Raw genomic sequence first — 15,658 nt, 5'->3', positions numbered from 1 at the left:
TAACACTATCGCGAAACGGCCAGAAAGTCCCGCCGTTACAGCCCGCAACAGCCCACAGCGCAGAAGTATAAGGCAGACAGAGGGCAGAACCCGCACAACGAAGACATAAAAAGGGCATAAAACGAGGGCGCATCCGCTAGCCGTTACACTACCTTGCGGATGCACCCTCGCAGTCTAAGGGGCTCACAACACACCAATAAGCGAGTGAGCCGATACGCCCGTGTGACGTTGATGGACGCACTAATCGGTGGACGGACCCTGGCTCGTCTTCAAACGCGACGAACCGTGAGCGGTCACCTCAATACCATCAGGCACCAGAATCGACAGTAGCGGCGGACGAATACGAGCCGACAGGTACACGTGCACACTATGATCAGAATCCACGGACACGTTCTCCAGGCGCAACGCATGAAAATCCTGCCCCGGCTGAACCTCAGCCAGGTACGCACTCGCATACTCCCACGCCGCCGAACCACTCGCTTCATCAGGAGTGCGCATCGTGCGGGTAATCGAGTTCGCCTGAGCGTCCGCCATATTCTGCAGATGCTGAGTCTGCAGATACGCACCCGTAATCGCCACCGTCACCGAGCCAATGAGCAGAAGCAACGCGAGCATGCCCACAATCAGCGGAGCAATACTGCCCTCTTCCGGACCTGAGGCGACCGGGTCAGCGGCGAGGCGGCCTGAGGCGATCGGGTCAGCGGCGAGCGCCCGGCTCTGCGCACGGGCACGAACCTGTAGACGGGCACAACGGCATGCGTTAGCGTAGCGCTCCCGCACAGAGGAAAGCAGGCGAGCGGGCGAGAACAGATGAGCGGGCGAGCCATTAGGAATTAGCATGACCAGACCCCCAACTCGTCGCATGAGAACTCACCGGAATCACGCCGCCACCCATAAACGAAGGCAGCAGCGGCAGATGCGCCTGAACCGTCACCGTGGCGTACGCCTTCGTACCCGAGACACACTCCCCCGACGCACAGCTCAACGACACGCTCACATCGGAGGGCTCAACCCCGTAATCCGCGGCAGCATGCACCGCCAGACGCTGAGCCAAATCCGGGCCAACCGACGAATCCTGCGGCTGCTCCTGCACATACAGCACCACCTGGGCGCTCGCAGCATGAGCCGCCATCACCGAAGACTGCAAGCTAAAAATCGTCAGAATGCCGTAGAGCACCGGGATGAGCAGAGTAATACCTAAACCCAGGAACTCCACAATGGCGCTACCCTCTTCAGGGCGGTGCTGGCTAAAAAGAGGCCAATCAGAACGGCTCTTCAGGCGTTCCTTCACACGCTGCCGAAGCGAAAAGCCACTAATCACCGGAACGATGCTCCGCATAAATCGCATGCCCCTTCACCTCAATAGAATCCGGAAAACCCCACGGGCCCAGCACCGGCAACGGAGACTTCACCGTCACCTCCAAAGTGCGCACACCCGTAGAATCACTACTCTGACGGTACGAAATGTTCTCAGCGTACGAAGACGGAAGAGCCCCCTCAATCAGCTGACGGGTACGCTCCATGCCCTCCTGCGGAGTGCGGTCACGCATCGTACCGTACCGTGCCCCAGCCGCCGCAGCATCCACCAGCATGGTTCGTGCATACAGGGCGAAAGAAACCTGCAGAATCGCCATGGTCAGCAACACCAACAGGGCACCGACCATGACGAATTCCGTGCTGGCGTCACCGCGCTCGCTATCCTCCACAGAATATTCCGCGGAGGATAGCTCAGCGGCAGTCAGCTCAGAAGCGATGCGGGGCTTACGCATTACTGGTGAACCAGAGCGATCGCGTCGTTGAACATCTTGGTCAGAGCCGGCTGGGCAATCGCCAAGATAGCGGCAACCAGCACGGCGCTCATCATGGTGATCATGACCCAGCCGGGCACGTCGCCGCGCTCGGGGTCATCCTGCTTGTTCTTCAGGCGCAGAGCCAGCACGGATGCGATAGCCAGGGCGATCAGCACGGTGAGGGTGGTGCGGAAACGACGGAACATGATTTTCTCCTTCTATCAAAGGGTGTAGTGTGTGGTTGGTGCGGCGCACCGGGCAATCAGCCCAGCCCACCGCGGTGCGACCGGTACGGTGTGTACCTGCCGCAAAATCTAAAAGTTCAAACGCATGAGCGACAAGCCCGGGAAGACCGCAAAAATTACGGTCAGCGGCAGGATGAAAAACACCACCGGGGCGAGCATCGCAATCTCCTTCTTACCGGCTGTTTCCATCAGCTCACGCTTAGCGTTATCGCGCACATCCTGTGCCTGCGCACGCAACACATCAGCCAGAGGGGTACCGCGCTCAATCGCAACAGCAATACCCTCAACGAAGCGGCTCAACGCCGGAACGCGAGTACGCTCCGCAAACTCCTGCAACGCGCTCAGCAGCGAAACGCCGGTGCGGGTCTGCGCCAAAATCTCAGAAAACTCACGAGCCAACTCGCCGCGAGAGGTCAAACAGATACGTTCCAAAGCCGCCAGAGCCGACTCGCCCGCCGTCACCGACAGCGCCATCATCTCCGCCAGCGCCGGGAACTCAGCAACCAGCTGCTTCTCACGCTTAGTCACCGCCTCACCCAGCCACCAGTCACGCGCCAGAAAGCCGCTCAAACCGCTCACCAGCACCAGGACAAGAGCCACCAGGATGGAGAAACGCTCCTGCACCACGCCAATGACGGTCAAGGCGCTCATGACGGTCACACCGGCAAGAGCCCACAGCAGCTGCTCAGCACGAAACGCGCTCACACTCTGCGAAGAACCAGCACGACGCAGACGCTCCTGCACCGAACTATCGCTCAGCGACGAGCCGCTCAGCGACGAAGACAGCGAACGCAGAAGCGGCGCGCAGAACGCCGAAATCGCCTCCAGCAGGCTCGGCTCACGGCGCTCCTGCTCCTTCAACAGCGACTCACGCAGAGTCTCACCGCGCAACTGCGACGCCACACGATCAGAAAACGAAATACTGCGAGTATTCAGCACCGACGAAAAAATCAGACCCACACCGGCCGCCAACAGTAGACCAAAAATCAGAGGCAGATTCACCCGAAAACCCTCCGTTCACGCGGCAACTCACCAATACGCAGCATCAGACGGTACGCCGCCAAAGAAATAGCAGCACCGGCAATCATCAGCATCGCACCGGCAAACGAGTTATAAACCATGCGCGCGGCAGGCTGAGTCGCCATCAGACACAGCACAAACCAGGGCGCCACGCAGGAGAGGCGAGCCGCATTCACAGTCCACGACTGGCGAGCCAGAAGCTCCGAACGGGTACGCGCATTCTCACGCAGAAAATCGCTCAGCGTGCCCAGCAGCTTACCCAGGTCCGAACCGCCCACCTCACGGGCAATCTTCAACGCCTCAATAATGGTGTCCGCCACCGGGTCAGAGAGGTACTCCTTCAAACGGTTCAGCGACGGCACGAACTCACCCGACGCACGGTAATCACGCGAGAAATGGGCGAAGGCATCACGCAGCTCTTCCGGGCCGCGGTACGAGAGCTGAATCAGCGCCTCCGGCAAGGACAAACCGGCACGAATCGCCGAACGCAGGTGGTCCACCGCATCCGGCCACAACTGCCAAATACGGGCATCCGCCGCGCGGGCACGGTGATTCACAATCACGCGAGGCGCCGCAAAACCACCAATCAGACCCAGCAGGCCCAGTGGCAAAAGCTGAGTAAGCATCAGCAACAGAACCGACGCGCTCACACCGCTAGCGACGCTCACCCACATGAACGTGCGAGGAGTCAGCGAATGCATACCCGCCTTACGCAACGCAACAACCAGCGCCGGGTCGTTACTCGGCTTCGGCGGCTTGCCGTTATCAGGAAAGCAGGAAAGGTAAATCAGGCAGACGCCCAACCCCAAAATCAGGCTCAGAAACAGAGGCATTACTGACCCGCCTTCGCCGCAGCCAGCACCTGCTCGGGGCGGTGACCGGCACGAATCCAACGGTCCGGGTTCGGCAGCTCCAACGCCACGCACACCATCTGACCGTCACGGCGCACAAACAGCGGGGACATCTCAATCACGCCGTCCTCAACGCGGCCACCCAGCATGCTAATCTCTTCGACCTGACGCTGACCGCGCGAATCGCGGCCGCAATGCACCACAATGTCAAAGCAGGACGCCACGGTCGGCACCACGAACGCCGAGGAAATATTCTCGCCCGCCAGCAGCGGCAGGGTACAAATCTTGGTCACCGCGTCACGCGCCGAGTTCGCGTGAATCGTGCACATACCCGGCAGACCCGCGTTGAGCGCAATGAGCATATCCAGGGACTCCGCTTCACGTACCTCACCAATGAGGATGCGGTCCGGGCGCATACGCAGAGCTTCCTTGACCAGGCGGCGCAGCTCAATCGCGCCGGTGCCCTCAAGGTTCGGCTGGCGGCACTGCAGACCCACCACATCGCGTAGCGGAACCGCGAGCTCAAAAATTTCTTCGCACGTAATCACGCGCTCACGCGGAGGAATGGATGCCGACAGGCAGTTCAGCATCGTGGTCTTACCCGCCTGGGTTGCGCCCGAAACGAGGATGTTCATGCCACTCTCCACCGCCGCGTGCAGCAGGGACGCCGCGCCGGCGCTCAGCGAGTTCATGCGCACCAGGTCGGGCAGGCGGCGGGCACGCACCACGAACTTACGGATATTGATGCTCGTGTGCCTGCGAGTAATATCCGGAATCACCGCGTGCAGGCGGGAGCCATCCGGCAGGGATGCATCAACAAACGGGGAGGAAAGGTCCACACGACGACCCGAAGGCTTGAGCATGCGCTCCAGCAGGCTATTGATCGCCTCGGCGCTCAGGTGCAGACCGGTCAATTCGCTTTCGCCGTTGCGGGCGATAAAGATTTCATCGGGAGAGTTGATCCAGATTTCTTCAACGCTCTCATCATCGAGGAACGGCTGAATCACGCCGAAGCCGCAGATTTCATCGTGCAGGCGCTGAATCACGGATTCACGGTCACCCAAATCCGGCAGGGAAATGCGGGCGCGCCGCTGCTCATAATCGTTCAGGTGCTCGTCAATGAGCCCGCGCACCGCATGCTGGTCCTCGTGCGGGTCCAGGCTGCGGTGGCGCATTGCCTCACGGATATTTTCTTCGAGCAGAGTTAGATGCTCCGCCCGGGTATCCAGTACGGTGTTCTCCATTGAAGTGATCCGATGCTGTGTGGTGTGGTTGTGTGGAATACGGTGAAGCATTGATACATCAATGCCACCATCACCCTACCCTCAGCGCATCAAATTTATCAAAATGTAATAAAACACCCCTTAATATTTACGAGTATAGTATTTGGGCATTTTTGATGCCTGGAATTGCGCATATCGTTACCCAACGTGCACTAAAATTCAAAACGCCTAGTCAGCTGTGACTTGCAGAACAGTTGCAGGTACACCCCTCGAACCGCTCACCGTTAATCACTGCCATATTGCACTCGGTGTACACGTAACATTTCGTCTTAAAAGCCGCAGCCTCCCCTAGTAAAACGCAAGAACCCTACCCAGCAGCAGCACCTTCCCGGGCACAGCTTTCGGGCGCTCCTTCCCGTGCGCAACTTTCGGGCGCTCCTTCCCAGGCACAGCAAAGGGGCGTGCACTCCCCCAACGGGAATACACGCCCCATCACAAGCAATCACCTAGCGGTTAGTCGCCGCCACGAATCACCTTCACAGCTTCCTTAATCGGACCGTCAAAACGCAGGTTACCGTGCTCCAGCACCACGCCGCGGTCACAAATCTTAGACACCAAATCCAGGTCATGGCTCACCACGGCAAGAGTCTTACCGGCAGAGCACAGCTCCTGAATCTTCGCAATACACTTCTTCTGGAACGGCTCATCGCCCACCGCAAGAATCTCATCCACCAGGAAGATATCCGGGTTCGTATGAACCGCAACCGAGAATGCCAGACGCAGGTACATACCCGAAGAGTAGAACTTCACCTCGGTATCGATAAAGTCGTGAATCTCAGCGAAATCCACAATCGAATCGAAGGAAGCCTCAATCTCATCCTTGGTCATACCCAAAATCGCGCCGTTGAGGTACACGTTATCGCGACCGGTCAGATCCGGGTGGAAACCAGCGCCCACCTCAATCAGACCCGCAATATTGCCGCGCGTGAGAACCTCACCCTCATCGGCGCGCATCACACCAGAAATCATCTTCAGCAGCGTGGACTTACCCGAGCCGTTCAAACCCAGAAGAGCCACACGCTCGCCCTGACGAATATCCAGGCTCACGCCGTTGAGCGCATTGAACTTCTCCGAAAGATCACCCTTGCGGCCCTTAATCAACCACACAAAAGCTTCCTTCATCGAACGGGTGTGGCGCAGAACGAAGCGCTTCACCAAATTCTCCACGTGAATCACCACGGGAGCGTCCGGGCTCACCGGCGGGAACTCAAGCTTCTTAATATCCACAGAATCAGAGCTCCTGGGCGAAGTTGCCCTCAAACTTACGGAAGAGCAAATCACCAATCAAAACGGTCAGCAGAGAAATACCAATGGCAATCGGAGTCCAGAAGCTGAAGAGATGCGGAACCACCTGCGAAGCAGGAAGCGCCAAATCCTCAGGACGGAGCGTCGGATGCCAGAAGCCATAGTGGAACAGCTCCACCGCAACAGTCAGCGGGTTAGCCATGAACACGTTGAACACCCACGGGTACAGGGTGTCACGCACCATGGTCCAGGAGTACAGCACCGGCGAGAACCAGGTAGCCACCATCAGCAGCATGTCCACAATGTTCTCCGAATCGCGGAAGAACACGTTCGCCACACCGAAAATCAGACCCAGACCGTAAGACAGCATCATCACGATGAGCATGCCCGCCAGAATCGACCCAAATGCCAGCCAGGTCGGGGACCAACCCACCAAGAAGCAGGCCAGCAACATCACGGCAATCTGAGGCACAAAATGCACCAGAGCCACCCACACCGTCGACAGTGAGAACAGCTCACGCGGCAGGTAAATCTTACGAATCAGCGCGCTGTTAACCACCATGGCGCGAGCACCATTACCAAAACCCTCCGAGAAGAAGTTAATGGCAATCATGCCCGAGAACAGGTACACCGCATAGTTGTGCATACCGCGTTCCAAGCCAAGGAACATACCCATGGCAATGTAGAACACCAGGAACTGCACACCCGGCTTAATGTACGACCACAAAATGCCCAGCACCGAGCCGCGGTAGCGGACCTGGATTTCCTTATCGACCAGCAGTCGAAGCAGGTAGCGGTTCTTCACCGCATCCAGGATGCCGCGCCCACGGCCGGGCGCCTTCAGGGGAACAGACTTCAGATCGTTCATCGGGTCAGCTCAGAATCCGTATGCTCGGCGAAGGTCTTAGCCCACGCATCGTAGGAGGCAACCTCAGCAGCCTTCGAACGGTACTGCTCACGCAGCTTATCCCAACCGGTCACCAGCTGAACGTGCAGCTTAGCAGCCTGAGCCAGCTTCGACTTGAGCTGCTCGGGGTCGCGGCGGTACCAGAACAGGCCGGTACCCTCAGCGTTAGTCGCCAGAGCCGAATCGAACTTCGACAGGGTCCACCAGTTGGTCTCACCGTAGTTCAGCTGAATCTGCGGGTGAGCCTTCGCCTCTTCGCTCACCGGCTTGAACAGCTGACGAGCAACAGTCTTCGCGGTCCAGGAAGCAAGCTTCTTGTAACCGGGGGACGCGAAGGAACGGCGGCCACGGAACGGAGGCTTCTTCGTCTGAATAGCCGGGAAGTCATCCACGTTCGGCTTCACCTGAGACTCCGGGTACTCCTTAGCCATCGCACGAATCACCGGCAGACGCTGCGAGAGCGAGGGGTGCAGGTGATCGGGGCCGGAGAGCAGATCCTCCAGCGCCATCAGGCGGCCGGCCTCGGTGTAGTACTGCATGGACAGGGTGTGCTTGACGTCCAAGAACAGGGACTCCAGCAGCACGCGGCCACCCTTATCGAAGGGCGAATGCAGCAGCGCCGTAATGAGGCGGTTGCGCTCGTGGTAGTACGCCTGCCAGCCGACCGAGTCATCCTTATCAGTCCAGGACACGTGCCACACACCCGCACCGGGGAAGGACACGGTAGCGAAGCCCGCGGCCTTAGCGCGCAGACCGTACTCAGCGTCATCCCACTTCAGGAACAGAGGCAGGGACAGACCGATTTCCTTAATGACGGCGGTCGGGATGAGGCACATCCACCAGCCGTTGTAGTCCACGTCCACGCGGCGGTGCAGCCACGGGGTGTTACGCAGATTGTGGTGGCCCAGGTTGTGACCCATAGCCATGTCTTCGTGCGGCTTAGCGTAGAAGTTACGCCACGGGTCAACAACCTCACCGAATGCGTGCAGGACCGAACGGTCGAACATGTCGAACATGTGCGCACCCACGATGGTGGGTTCCTTGCAGTAGTTCGCGAAGGTCACCATACGCAGGATCGACTCGGGCTCAACGATAACGTCATCATCGAGCAGCAGCACGTAATCGGAGCCGTTGTTGACAGCCTCAAACATGCCGCGCGAGAAGCCACCGGAACCACCCAGGTTGCCCTGGTTAATGATGCGGAACTTACCGGAAAGAGGCTTGACGACCTCTTCGAAATCCTCGTGATCCTGCACCTTCTGGGTGCCCTGATCCACAATCAGGAACTCGTGCACAGCATCGAAAATCTCGGGGCTCTCACCCAGAGCACGAATGTTGTTAATGCAGTACTCCACCTTGTTCATGGTGGTAATCTGCACAGTCGCCTGACCAGCCTTCACGTCTGCGCGGGGCTCAATGTCGCCCAGCCAGTTCGCCTCAACCAGCTCAAGGTCGGTGGTGCCAGCCAGGTCGAACCAGTACCAGCCGCCGTCACCGAACGGTGCCAGGGGCAGGGTGAAGGTGTTGGTCTCCTCGCCGGAGAGCAGCTTCGCATCCACGCGCTGAATCACGCCACGGCCGTTGGACTTGTACACAATGACCATGCCCTCGCCGCAAGTCTGAACGCTCAGCACGACCTTCTGCAGGTCAGTCCAGCGGCGCCAGTACGAAGCGGGGAACGCATTGAAGTACGTACCGAAAGACAGGCTCTGGCCCGCGTTCACAGTGATGGAGCGGCGGCTGTTCAGGCTGTTCGCGGCATCACGGTTCGCGCTGGCGTTCGATACAGACTGACCGGAGGTGTTCATCGCCTCCGCAATGGAGGTGGAAGCGTCGCCGTCAATACGGGTCGGCAGCTGAACGCCGGTCGCGACACTCGCATCCACGTACAGGGGCACGACGTCAGTCTCAACCGCGCTCGGGAAAATAACCCGCTGCAGGTTCTTCAAAGTCTTATCAGCCATGGTTATGCGTCAACACCACCGGACTCGATCTTCGCACCGTTCGCGAAGTGCGGGCGGATCTTGTTGTCAAACATGGACAGTGCAGCGCCGATAGCCATGTGCATATCCAGGTACTTGTAGGTACCCAGGCGGCCACCGAACAGCACGTTGTTCTCGCCCTTAGCCAGGTCGCGGTACGCCAGCAGCTTCTCACGGTCCACGGAGGTGTTGACCGGGTAGTACGGCTCGTCACCCTTGTTCGCGAAGCGAGAGTACTCGCGCATGATGACGGTTGCGTCCTTGGTGTAGTCACGCTCGGGGTGGAAGTGACGGAACTCGTGGATGCGGGTGAAGGGAACATCAGCATCGGGGTAGTTCATCACGGAGCAGCCCTGGAAGTCCTCAATCGGCAGGACTTCTTCTTCCAGGTCGATGGTACGCCAGGACAGGTCGCCCTCAGCGTAGTCGAAGTAGCGGTCAACCGGGCCGGTGTAGACCACGGGAATCTGACCCAGGACGTTCTCGCGAGAGTACTGGTGACCGGGCTCGAAGAAGTCAGTGTTCAGGTGCACCTCAATGTTCGGGTGCGCCGCCATGCGCTCCAGCCATGCTGCGTAGCCGTCAACGGGCAGACCCTCGTACTTGTCGTTGAAGTAGCGGTTGTCGTAGTTGTAGCGAACCGGCAGACGGGAAATGATGGATGCGGGCAGCTCTTCCGGCGGGGTCTGCCACTGCTTAGCGGTGTAGTGCTTGATGAACGCCTCGTACAGGGGGCGGCCAATCAGGGAGATACCCTTATCGTTCAGGTTCTGCGGGTCGGTGCCAGCCAGCTCGCCAGCCTGCTCAGCGATAAGCGCCTTTGCCTCTGCCGGAGAGTAAGCTGCGTTGAAGAACTGGTTGATGGTACCCAGGTTAATCGGCATGGGGTAGACAATGCCGTTGTGGCGGGTGTACACGCGGTGTACGTAGTTGGTGAAGTCAGTGAAACGGTTCACGTACTCCCAGACACGCTCATTGGAGGTGTGGAACAGGTGCGCACCGTAGCGGTGCACCTCAATACCGGTCTGCTTCTCCTTCTCGCTGTATGCGTTACCACCGATGTGGGAACGGCGGTCCAGCAGGGCAACCTTCAGGCCCAGCTCAGTGGCAGCCTGTTCTGCGATGGTCAGACCAAAGAGGCCCGAACCGACTACTACGAGGTCAGCGGTCAATGTTTTCTCCTGTATTATCACGGCGCACCACCCCTTCTGCGAGGGCGGTATTCACCTACCAGATTGGACACATCCGAGTGCTCTCAGTCGCGCCGCAATCCGCACGGGTGGGTGCAAAAAGCCCCTCCCGTGATGGATATAGTCATAATCTAAGATACCTGTTTATCAAGCACTACGCATACTTATGACGTGCTTTTAGGGGCTTTTGGACTATTGTTCACACACTCTTTCTCCGAGTGAATATTCTTCGCGAACCCCGAGGTCACGCCGGTCTGAGACAGTTCTTTCTTCTGCGTATTTTTACGGTCTACTCATGGTGAAGGAATTTTATTTACGGGTAAATATTCACCCCGCCCTAGTTGCGGTGGTAATTAGCCGCCACCTAGAGCTGTAGACGCAGGGGGTGGTTCGAGGGGGCGTTTCATGACTCTCAGGCACCACAAAGAAGCACCCCCTCAGCACTTTTGGGGATGCGCACCGGTGTATGCGCGAGGTGATTGAGATGGTTTATCCACAGTTTTTTGAAAAATAGGGCGAAAAATTCAAAAAATACGAACACTTTAGTTTATATATAGATAATTTATTGAGCTTTAATGCTTTTTAATGTTTTCTGAGGGTATGACTCTCTTCTTTCTCGACCACCACAACACCACCCTCCCCTACCCCCGCGTACTCCGACTCGACGGCGAGGCGGCACCCACCGGAATACAGCTGCGCCCCGGTAGCGCACACCAGCAGGCTCTAGAGCAGGCACTCAACCACGCCCTGCAACACCCTGCACCCGGTGCGTACGCTCAAGCACAGGAAACGACGTTCCAGCTACGCCCCGCGCACGATAAGGATCCCGCCGGAGCCTCGATTGCGCCAAACAGCCACATTCCGAACGAATCTCAAACTCCGGGCGCGCCCGCCGTCAGCCTCCTGCACATTCTGCGCGGACCCGACGCGGGCGCAACCTTCCCCATCAGCCGCGGCCGCACCAGCCTCGGCAGGGCGGCGCTAGCTACCCGTGGAGGAGAACAGCCGCACCACATTCACCTGCAAGACCCCTTCCTCAAGCCGGTACACGGCAGCTTCTACGCCGATAGCTCCGGCATCCGCTGGATCGAAAAGCACCCGATGAGCCCGGAGAATGAAGGCGGTAAGAAAACACAGGGTAACAATCAGGACGCCGAGCCGCGCATCCTGCGCTGGGACGAGCCGTTCCGCCTCGGCTCCTCACTCTGCATGCTCACCTCCCCTACAGGTCACGGCGAGCATCCCTTGGAGAAGGCGAGCGCGACCGCCTATACCCCCGGTTCTTCCCCTGGCGAGCCCTCGCAGACGCTCGCTCCTCTGGGCGACGCCGGCAACCCCTTTGAGCCGGTGGTGGTGAACCCTCCCGCGCCGCGTAAGCTCAAGCAGATTCTATTGAGCGTGTGCCTGCCGATTGTGGTGGGCCTGATCATTGCGCTGGTGACCGGTATGTGGTTCCTTCTGCTAATGTCTGCGGCGTCTTCGCTACTGATGCTTCTGCATTTCTTTGGCGATCGGGCGGAGAACCGTGCCGCATTGCAGCAAACTTATCAGGCGGCACTGCAAGAGAAGGAACGTGCCCTCGCCCTGCCGACCGCGGGCGATCTGGCGATTTCGGGCCCCTCTGCCCTGCATGATGCCGCCTACCCGGCTATTGTGCTCGGGTGCGGTCCCCGCCAGCCCTACCTGCGCGGCCGCAACCTCCCGCTGGGCACTCTGGAAAAGCAGGATGCGCCCCACTATCTGCCGCTACCCACCCCGACTCTCGGTCACTACCTGAATCTGGAGGAGGCGCATCTGCGCGCCTACCTGGTGCAGCTGGTGGCGGGTTATCCGGGTTCGGTGCATGTTCTGCTGGCGGGCGCTGATAGCGCTGATCAGCAGCGAACCAATCGTCTGATGCAGACTCTGGCTGTGGTGCCGGGGGTGAGCGTGCATTGTCTGCCGGGTGTGCAGCAGGAGAAGTATCTGCAGGCCCTGCAGAGCAGCTTGCAGTCGGAGCTTTCGGTTCCGCCGCTGATTCTCATGCCCCTGCAGGCGAGCCCTGTCTACGCTCCCCTGCTGACCGCGCTGAACTCTGGGGCAGTCGCGGAATCTTCGCAGTCCCGTGCATTCGCTTCCCCGCGTGAGCAGAAGATGAACGCCCCGGCGCTCTGCGTGCTGGGCAACGCTGAGGGTGATAGTTCCACCCATGCACCCGGTGCGCTTTTTGGCGCCGCCTGGGTTGAGTGCGCGAGTGAGGGTAGCCACCGTCAGAGTATTCGTTACCGCGCGCAGGGTTATGCGGCGCCTCCGGTGCAGCCCACCGAGGGTGTCTACCAGGTGCATCCGCTGGCGTGTGAGGGTCTGTGCCAGCACGCCGATGGGCTCAGCATTGAGGCGTTCTGTGCCGCTCTTGAGAACCTGTACCGCGCCGGATGCGAGCAGGAGCAGGGCGCGCTCGGTGAGGCGCAGGTGCACCAGTCGGCGCATCTATTCTCTTCCCTGCAGGCGCAGAGCGCGCGGCAGAAGAACCGCACCGATGACATGGCGGTGGAGTCCGTTCTGCACCGTTGGTCCGCTCAGCGTTACGCCTCCGATATTCGCTGCTACCTGGGTGTTTCTTCGGGTGGCTCGCTGAATATTGGTTTGTCTGAGCACGGTCCACACTGGCTGCTCGGTGGCACGACCGGTGCCGGCAAATCGCAGCTGCTGCGTTCGCTGGTGCTCAGCGCTGCGCTACGTTACCCGCCCGAGCGCCTCGGCCTGATTCTGGTGGATTTCAAGGGCTCGGCTGGTTTGGGTCCTCTGGCTCAGTTGCCGCATGCGCTCAGCGTGTTGAGCAATTTTGATGTATCCGCGGTGGAGCGTGCGCTCGAATTTTTGCGCGCCGATATTCACCGACGTGAGGTGGATCTGCAGGCGCTCGGCGTGAACTCCTACCGCGACTACCTGGCGTCCTGCCAGGCGGCGGGTACGACTCCGCGCTACCCCGAGCTGCTGATCGTGGTGGATGAGTTCCGCATGCTCATCGATTCCATGCCGGACGCTATGGCTGAGCTGATGCGCATTGCCACGATTGGTCGCTCGCTGGGTCTGCACTTGGTGTTGGCGACTCAGCGTCCGCAGGGTGCTATTTCGCAGGATATTCGCGCCAATATTGCCACGAGCATTTGCTTGCGTGTGGCGAGCGCGCAGGATTCCTATAACCTGCTGGAGCATGAGTCTGCGGCGTATATTTCGGCGGCGCATCCGGGTGCCGGGTATGTGCGCCTGCCGGATGGTCGTTCCCTGCCGTTCCGCGCCCCGCTGGTGGATGCGGTCCCTTCGAGTAGCGATGCTCGTCCGGTGCAGGTGCTGGGTCTTGAGGAGGGCGGCTGGCGTGAGCTGACTGCCGCGTCTGCCGTTCAGAAGGGCGGCGGTCATGAGGATGAGTTGCTGATTCGTTCGGCGCAGCAGATTCGTGCGCTCTATGAACGCGAGTACGCACCGAGGGGTCTTCAGAAGAATGCGGCGGTTCAGGATGAGTACTGCCCGATTCCGCCGGAGCTTCCCGAGAACACCCCGCTGCCCGTGGTGGAGGCGCCGATGAGCGAACCGGTAGCGTACGGTATTGACCCGGCGGCTACCTCTCAGGTTGTAGATTCTCAGGAACCCGCCAATTCTGGCACCGCTTCCGAGGGGTACCTGCTGGGCGAGCTGGAGATTGCCCGCTACGGTGTGCGCCGCCCGATCAGCTGGTCGGGTCAGCAGACGCTGGCGCTGCTGGCGCAGAGCGCCGAACGAGCCCCGATGCTTTACGGGCTTCTGACGCAGGCGTTCGCCGCCCGCACGCCGGTTGTTCTGCTGACCTCTGACGGTGCACTCTACCGCGACCTGGAACCCTACGCCGGTGCCTTTGAGACGCTCGTGGGTGCGCAGGAGCTTTCGCATCTGCGTTTCTGCCTGGAGGAGCTGCGCGTCCCGAACCTGTGGGGCACCGAGGCTTCCGCCCGCCCACTCATTGTCGTGGACGGTCTGGACAGTTGGCTGGAGGCGCTGGTTCGTCAACCCGATACGGAGAACATGCTCTACGATCTACTCTCGCAGGGGTGCCGTCGCGGCTATTCGGTAGTGTTCACCTCCGCGTTGAACCCGCGCGGTCGTTTCGCTGCAGCGGCACATTCCACACTGTTGAGCCGCCGCTTCCTGGACGCCGACCTGATGCGTTCAACGAGCAAGGACTATCCGACCCCGGCGCAGAGCCACTACTGCGTGGAGGGTGCCATCAATGAGGAGTTAATCGGGGATCAGCCGCTGAGCGCGTCGATTCTTTCGCCCTGCGTTGCGGGTTTCCAGGAGCTGGTTCAGGTTCTGCGGGGTAACGCCGCGAGCGCTTCTAGCGGGTCGAATACTCGCCCCGGCACTCTTCTGCGGCAGTTCCCCGAGTACTATCGCATGCCCTCCACCGAGTACGTGACCGCCGCCCACTCCGCCTGCAATCCTCAGGGAGCTAAGCTGCTGGTCGCGTTTGACCGCCGGCAGATGCCGGTGTGGTTGAGCGCCCCGGCTGGCGCGGTAGTTCCGGTGCAGGGTTCCCGGTCTACGGGTAAAAGTACCCTGCTGGAAAGCATTGCTCAGCTCAACCCGCAGCTGGATACCCTCGTCCTTGAGGGTTCTGGCGGCACCTCGGGTGATGGCAGCGCCTCGGGTTCTGGCGGCACCACGGGTTCTGGCGGCGCGTCGGGTGAGCCGCCGAGCGTGGAGCGTACCCGCGCACTCCTGGACTCAGTGACAAACCCCGCGCGCACACTCGTGCTCATTGACGATCTGCAGTACCTGCAGCCCGCCGTTCAGCAGCTACTTCTGGAGCGTCGGGGCGAGTTCCGCGCCATGCTGGTCGCCTACACGCCCTGGCCGAGGCGCGCCTCCTCACCCCTGCTGGCTGCGCTCATGGGATGCTCGCGTGCGCTTCTGCTCGCGCCCGCATCCCTGGCGGATGCCGACATGTGCACGGTGACCGCGCTGCCGCTGGACCGGTTCACGCAGGGTGAGCAGCCCGCCGGTCGCATCGTGGTGGTGGATGGCGCCTCCGTGTGCGCGGCGCAGGTTCCCCTGGCGCTGAGCACGGCTGCACAGGCTGTAACAGCTACGCAGAAGGTGCCGGTAGCGGTCTAGAGCTGAGCACTC

The 15,658-nt window shown here is 60.0% G+C and carries 12 protein-coding genes; 1 reads left to right on the top strand and 11 read right to left on the bottom strand.

The genetic code is table 11. The features are described 5' to 3' along the window. Positions 1-240 precede the first annotated feature (240 nt). The 11 genes from O3649_RS01880 to glf all read right to left on the bottom strand — a co-directional run bounded on the left by O3649_RS01880 (position 241) and on the right by glf (position 10,495). On the bottom strand, positions 241-840 hold the full coding sequence (locus O3649_RS01880) for a pilus assembly protein TadG-related protein (RefSeq protein WP_371572503.1): 600 nt from the start codon (positions 838-840) through the stop codon (positions 241-243). Beyond that, complete coding sequence (locus tag O3649_RS01875) at positions 827-1,348, bottom strand: hypothetical protein (RefSeq protein ID WP_049352612.1); 522 nt, start codon at positions 1,346-1,348, stop codon at positions 827-829. The genes O3649_RS01880 and O3649_RS01875 overlap by 14 nt, the downstream gene beginning before the upstream one ends. Beyond that, complete coding sequence (locus O3649_RS01870; RefSeq protein ID WP_070819484.1) at positions 1,314-1,769, bottom strand: TadE family protein; 456 nt, start codon at positions 1,767-1,769, stop codon at positions 1,314-1,316. The genes O3649_RS01875 and O3649_RS01870 overlap by 35 nt, the downstream gene beginning before the upstream one ends. Further along, entirely contained in the window at positions 1,769-1,996 is a 228-nt protein-coding gene (locus O3649_RS01865) for a hypothetical protein (RefSeq protein ID WP_005505403.1), read from the bottom strand. Before O3649_RS01865 ends, O3649_RS01870 begins: the two co-directional genes overlap by 1 nt. Positions 1,997-2,104: 108 nt before the next feature. Beyond that, positions 2,105-3,037 carry a type II secretion system F family protein gene (locus O3649_RS01860; RefSeq protein ID WP_294633313.1) on the bottom strand — a complete coding sequence of 311 codons (933 nt, stop codon included), beginning with the start codon at positions 3,035-3,037 and terminating at the stop codon, positions 2,105-2,107. Next, positions 3,034-3,888, bottom strand: coding sequence for a type II secretion system F family protein (locus O3649_RS01855; RefSeq protein WP_005505400.1), 855 nt, complete (start codon positions 3,886-3,888; stop codon positions 3,034-3,036). Before O3649_RS01855 ends, O3649_RS01860 begins: the two co-directional genes overlap by 4 nt. Continuing rightward, complete coding sequence (locus O3649_RS01850) at positions 3,888-5,150, bottom strand: ATPase, T2SS/T4P/T4SS family (RefSeq protein WP_311446693.1); 1,263 nt, start codon at positions 5,148-5,150, stop codon at positions 3,888-3,890. Before O3649_RS01850 ends, O3649_RS01855 begins: the two co-directional genes overlap by 1 nt. A gap of 492 nt (positions 5,151-5,642) precedes the next feature. Continuing rightward, a complete protein-coding gene (locus tag O3649_RS01845) occupies positions 5,643-6,416 on the bottom strand; it encodes an ABC transporter ATP-binding protein (protein WP_005505398.1) in 774 nt (257 codons plus the stop codon). Positions 6,417-6,420: 4 nt separating this feature from the next. Beyond that, complete coding sequence (locus O3649_RS01840; protein ID WP_049342191.1) at positions 6,421-7,302, bottom strand: ABC transporter permease; 882 nt, start codon at positions 7,300-7,302, stop codon at positions 6,421-6,423. Continuing rightward, positions 7,299-9,305, bottom strand: coding sequence for a glycosyltransferase (locus O3649_RS01835; protein ID WP_371572499.1), 2,007 nt, complete (start codon positions 9,303-9,305; stop codon positions 7,299-7,301). The genes O3649_RS01840 and O3649_RS01835 overlap by 4 nt, the downstream gene beginning before the upstream one ends. Positions 9,306-9,307: 2 nt before the next feature. Next, the gene (glf, locus tag O3649_RS01830) at positions 9,308-10,495 is read right to left on the bottom strand and encodes a UDP-galactopyranose mutase (RefSeq protein ID WP_070848099.1); all 1,188 of its coding nucleotides are present in this window, start codon (positions 10,493-10,495) and stop codon (positions 9,308-9,310) included. A 618-nt stretch (positions 10,496-11,113) separates the two neighbouring features. On the opposite strand from glf, the gene O3649_RS01825 reads away from it, so the two are divergent. Further along, complete coding sequence (locus O3649_RS01825; RefSeq protein ID WP_371572497.1) at positions 11,114-15,646, top strand: FtsK/SpoIIIE domain-containing protein; 4,533 nt, start codon at positions 11,114-11,116, stop codon at positions 15,644-15,646. The last annotated feature ends 12 nt before the right edge of the window (positions 15,647-15,658 follow it).

This window comes from Rothia sp. 27098_8_29 (assembly GCF_041432785.1).
Classification (GTDB): domain Bacteria; phylum Actinomycetota; class Actinomycetes; order Actinomycetales; family Micrococcaceae; genus Rothia; species Rothia mucilaginosa.
Note: the sequence above shows the minus strand (reverse complement) of the source record. Positions and strands in the feature narration are given on the sequence as shown.

Coding starts and splice junctions, on each gene's coding strand:
- O3649_RS01835 (WP_371572499.1), bottom strand. CDS start 9,305: ATGGCTGATAAGACTTTGAAGAACCTGCAGCGGGTTATTTTCCCGAGC.
- O3649_RS01870 (WP_070819484.1), bottom strand. CDS start 1,769: ATGCGTAAGCCCCGCATCGCTTCTGAGCTGACTGCCGCTGAGCTATCC.
- O3649_RS01825 (WP_371572497.1), top strand. CDS start 11,114: ATGACTCTCTTCTTTCTCGACCACCACAACACCACCCTCCCCTACCCC.
- O3649_RS01855 (WP_005505400.1), bottom strand. CDS start 3,888: ATGCCTCTGTTTCTGAGCCTGATTTTGGGGTTGGGCGTCTGCCTGATT.
- O3649_RS01865 (WP_005505403.1), bottom strand. CDS start 1,996: ATGTTCCGTCGTTTCCGCACCACCCTCACCGTGCTGATCGCCCTGGCT.
- O3649_RS01840 (WP_049342191.1), bottom strand. CDS start 7,302: ATGAACGATCTGAAGTCTGTTCCCCTGAAGGCGCCCGGCCGTGGGCGC.
- O3649_RS01875 (WP_049352612.1), bottom strand. CDS start 1,348: ATGCGATTTATGCGGAGCATCGTTCCGGTGATTAGTGGCTTTTCGCTT.
- O3649_RS01880 (WP_371572503.1), bottom strand. CDS start 840: ATGCTAATTCCTAATGGCTCGCCCGCTCATCTGTTCTCGCCCGCTCGC.
- O3649_RS01850 (WP_311446693.1), bottom strand. CDS start 5,150: ATGGAGAACACCGTACTGGATACCCGGGCGGAGCATCTAACTCTGCTC.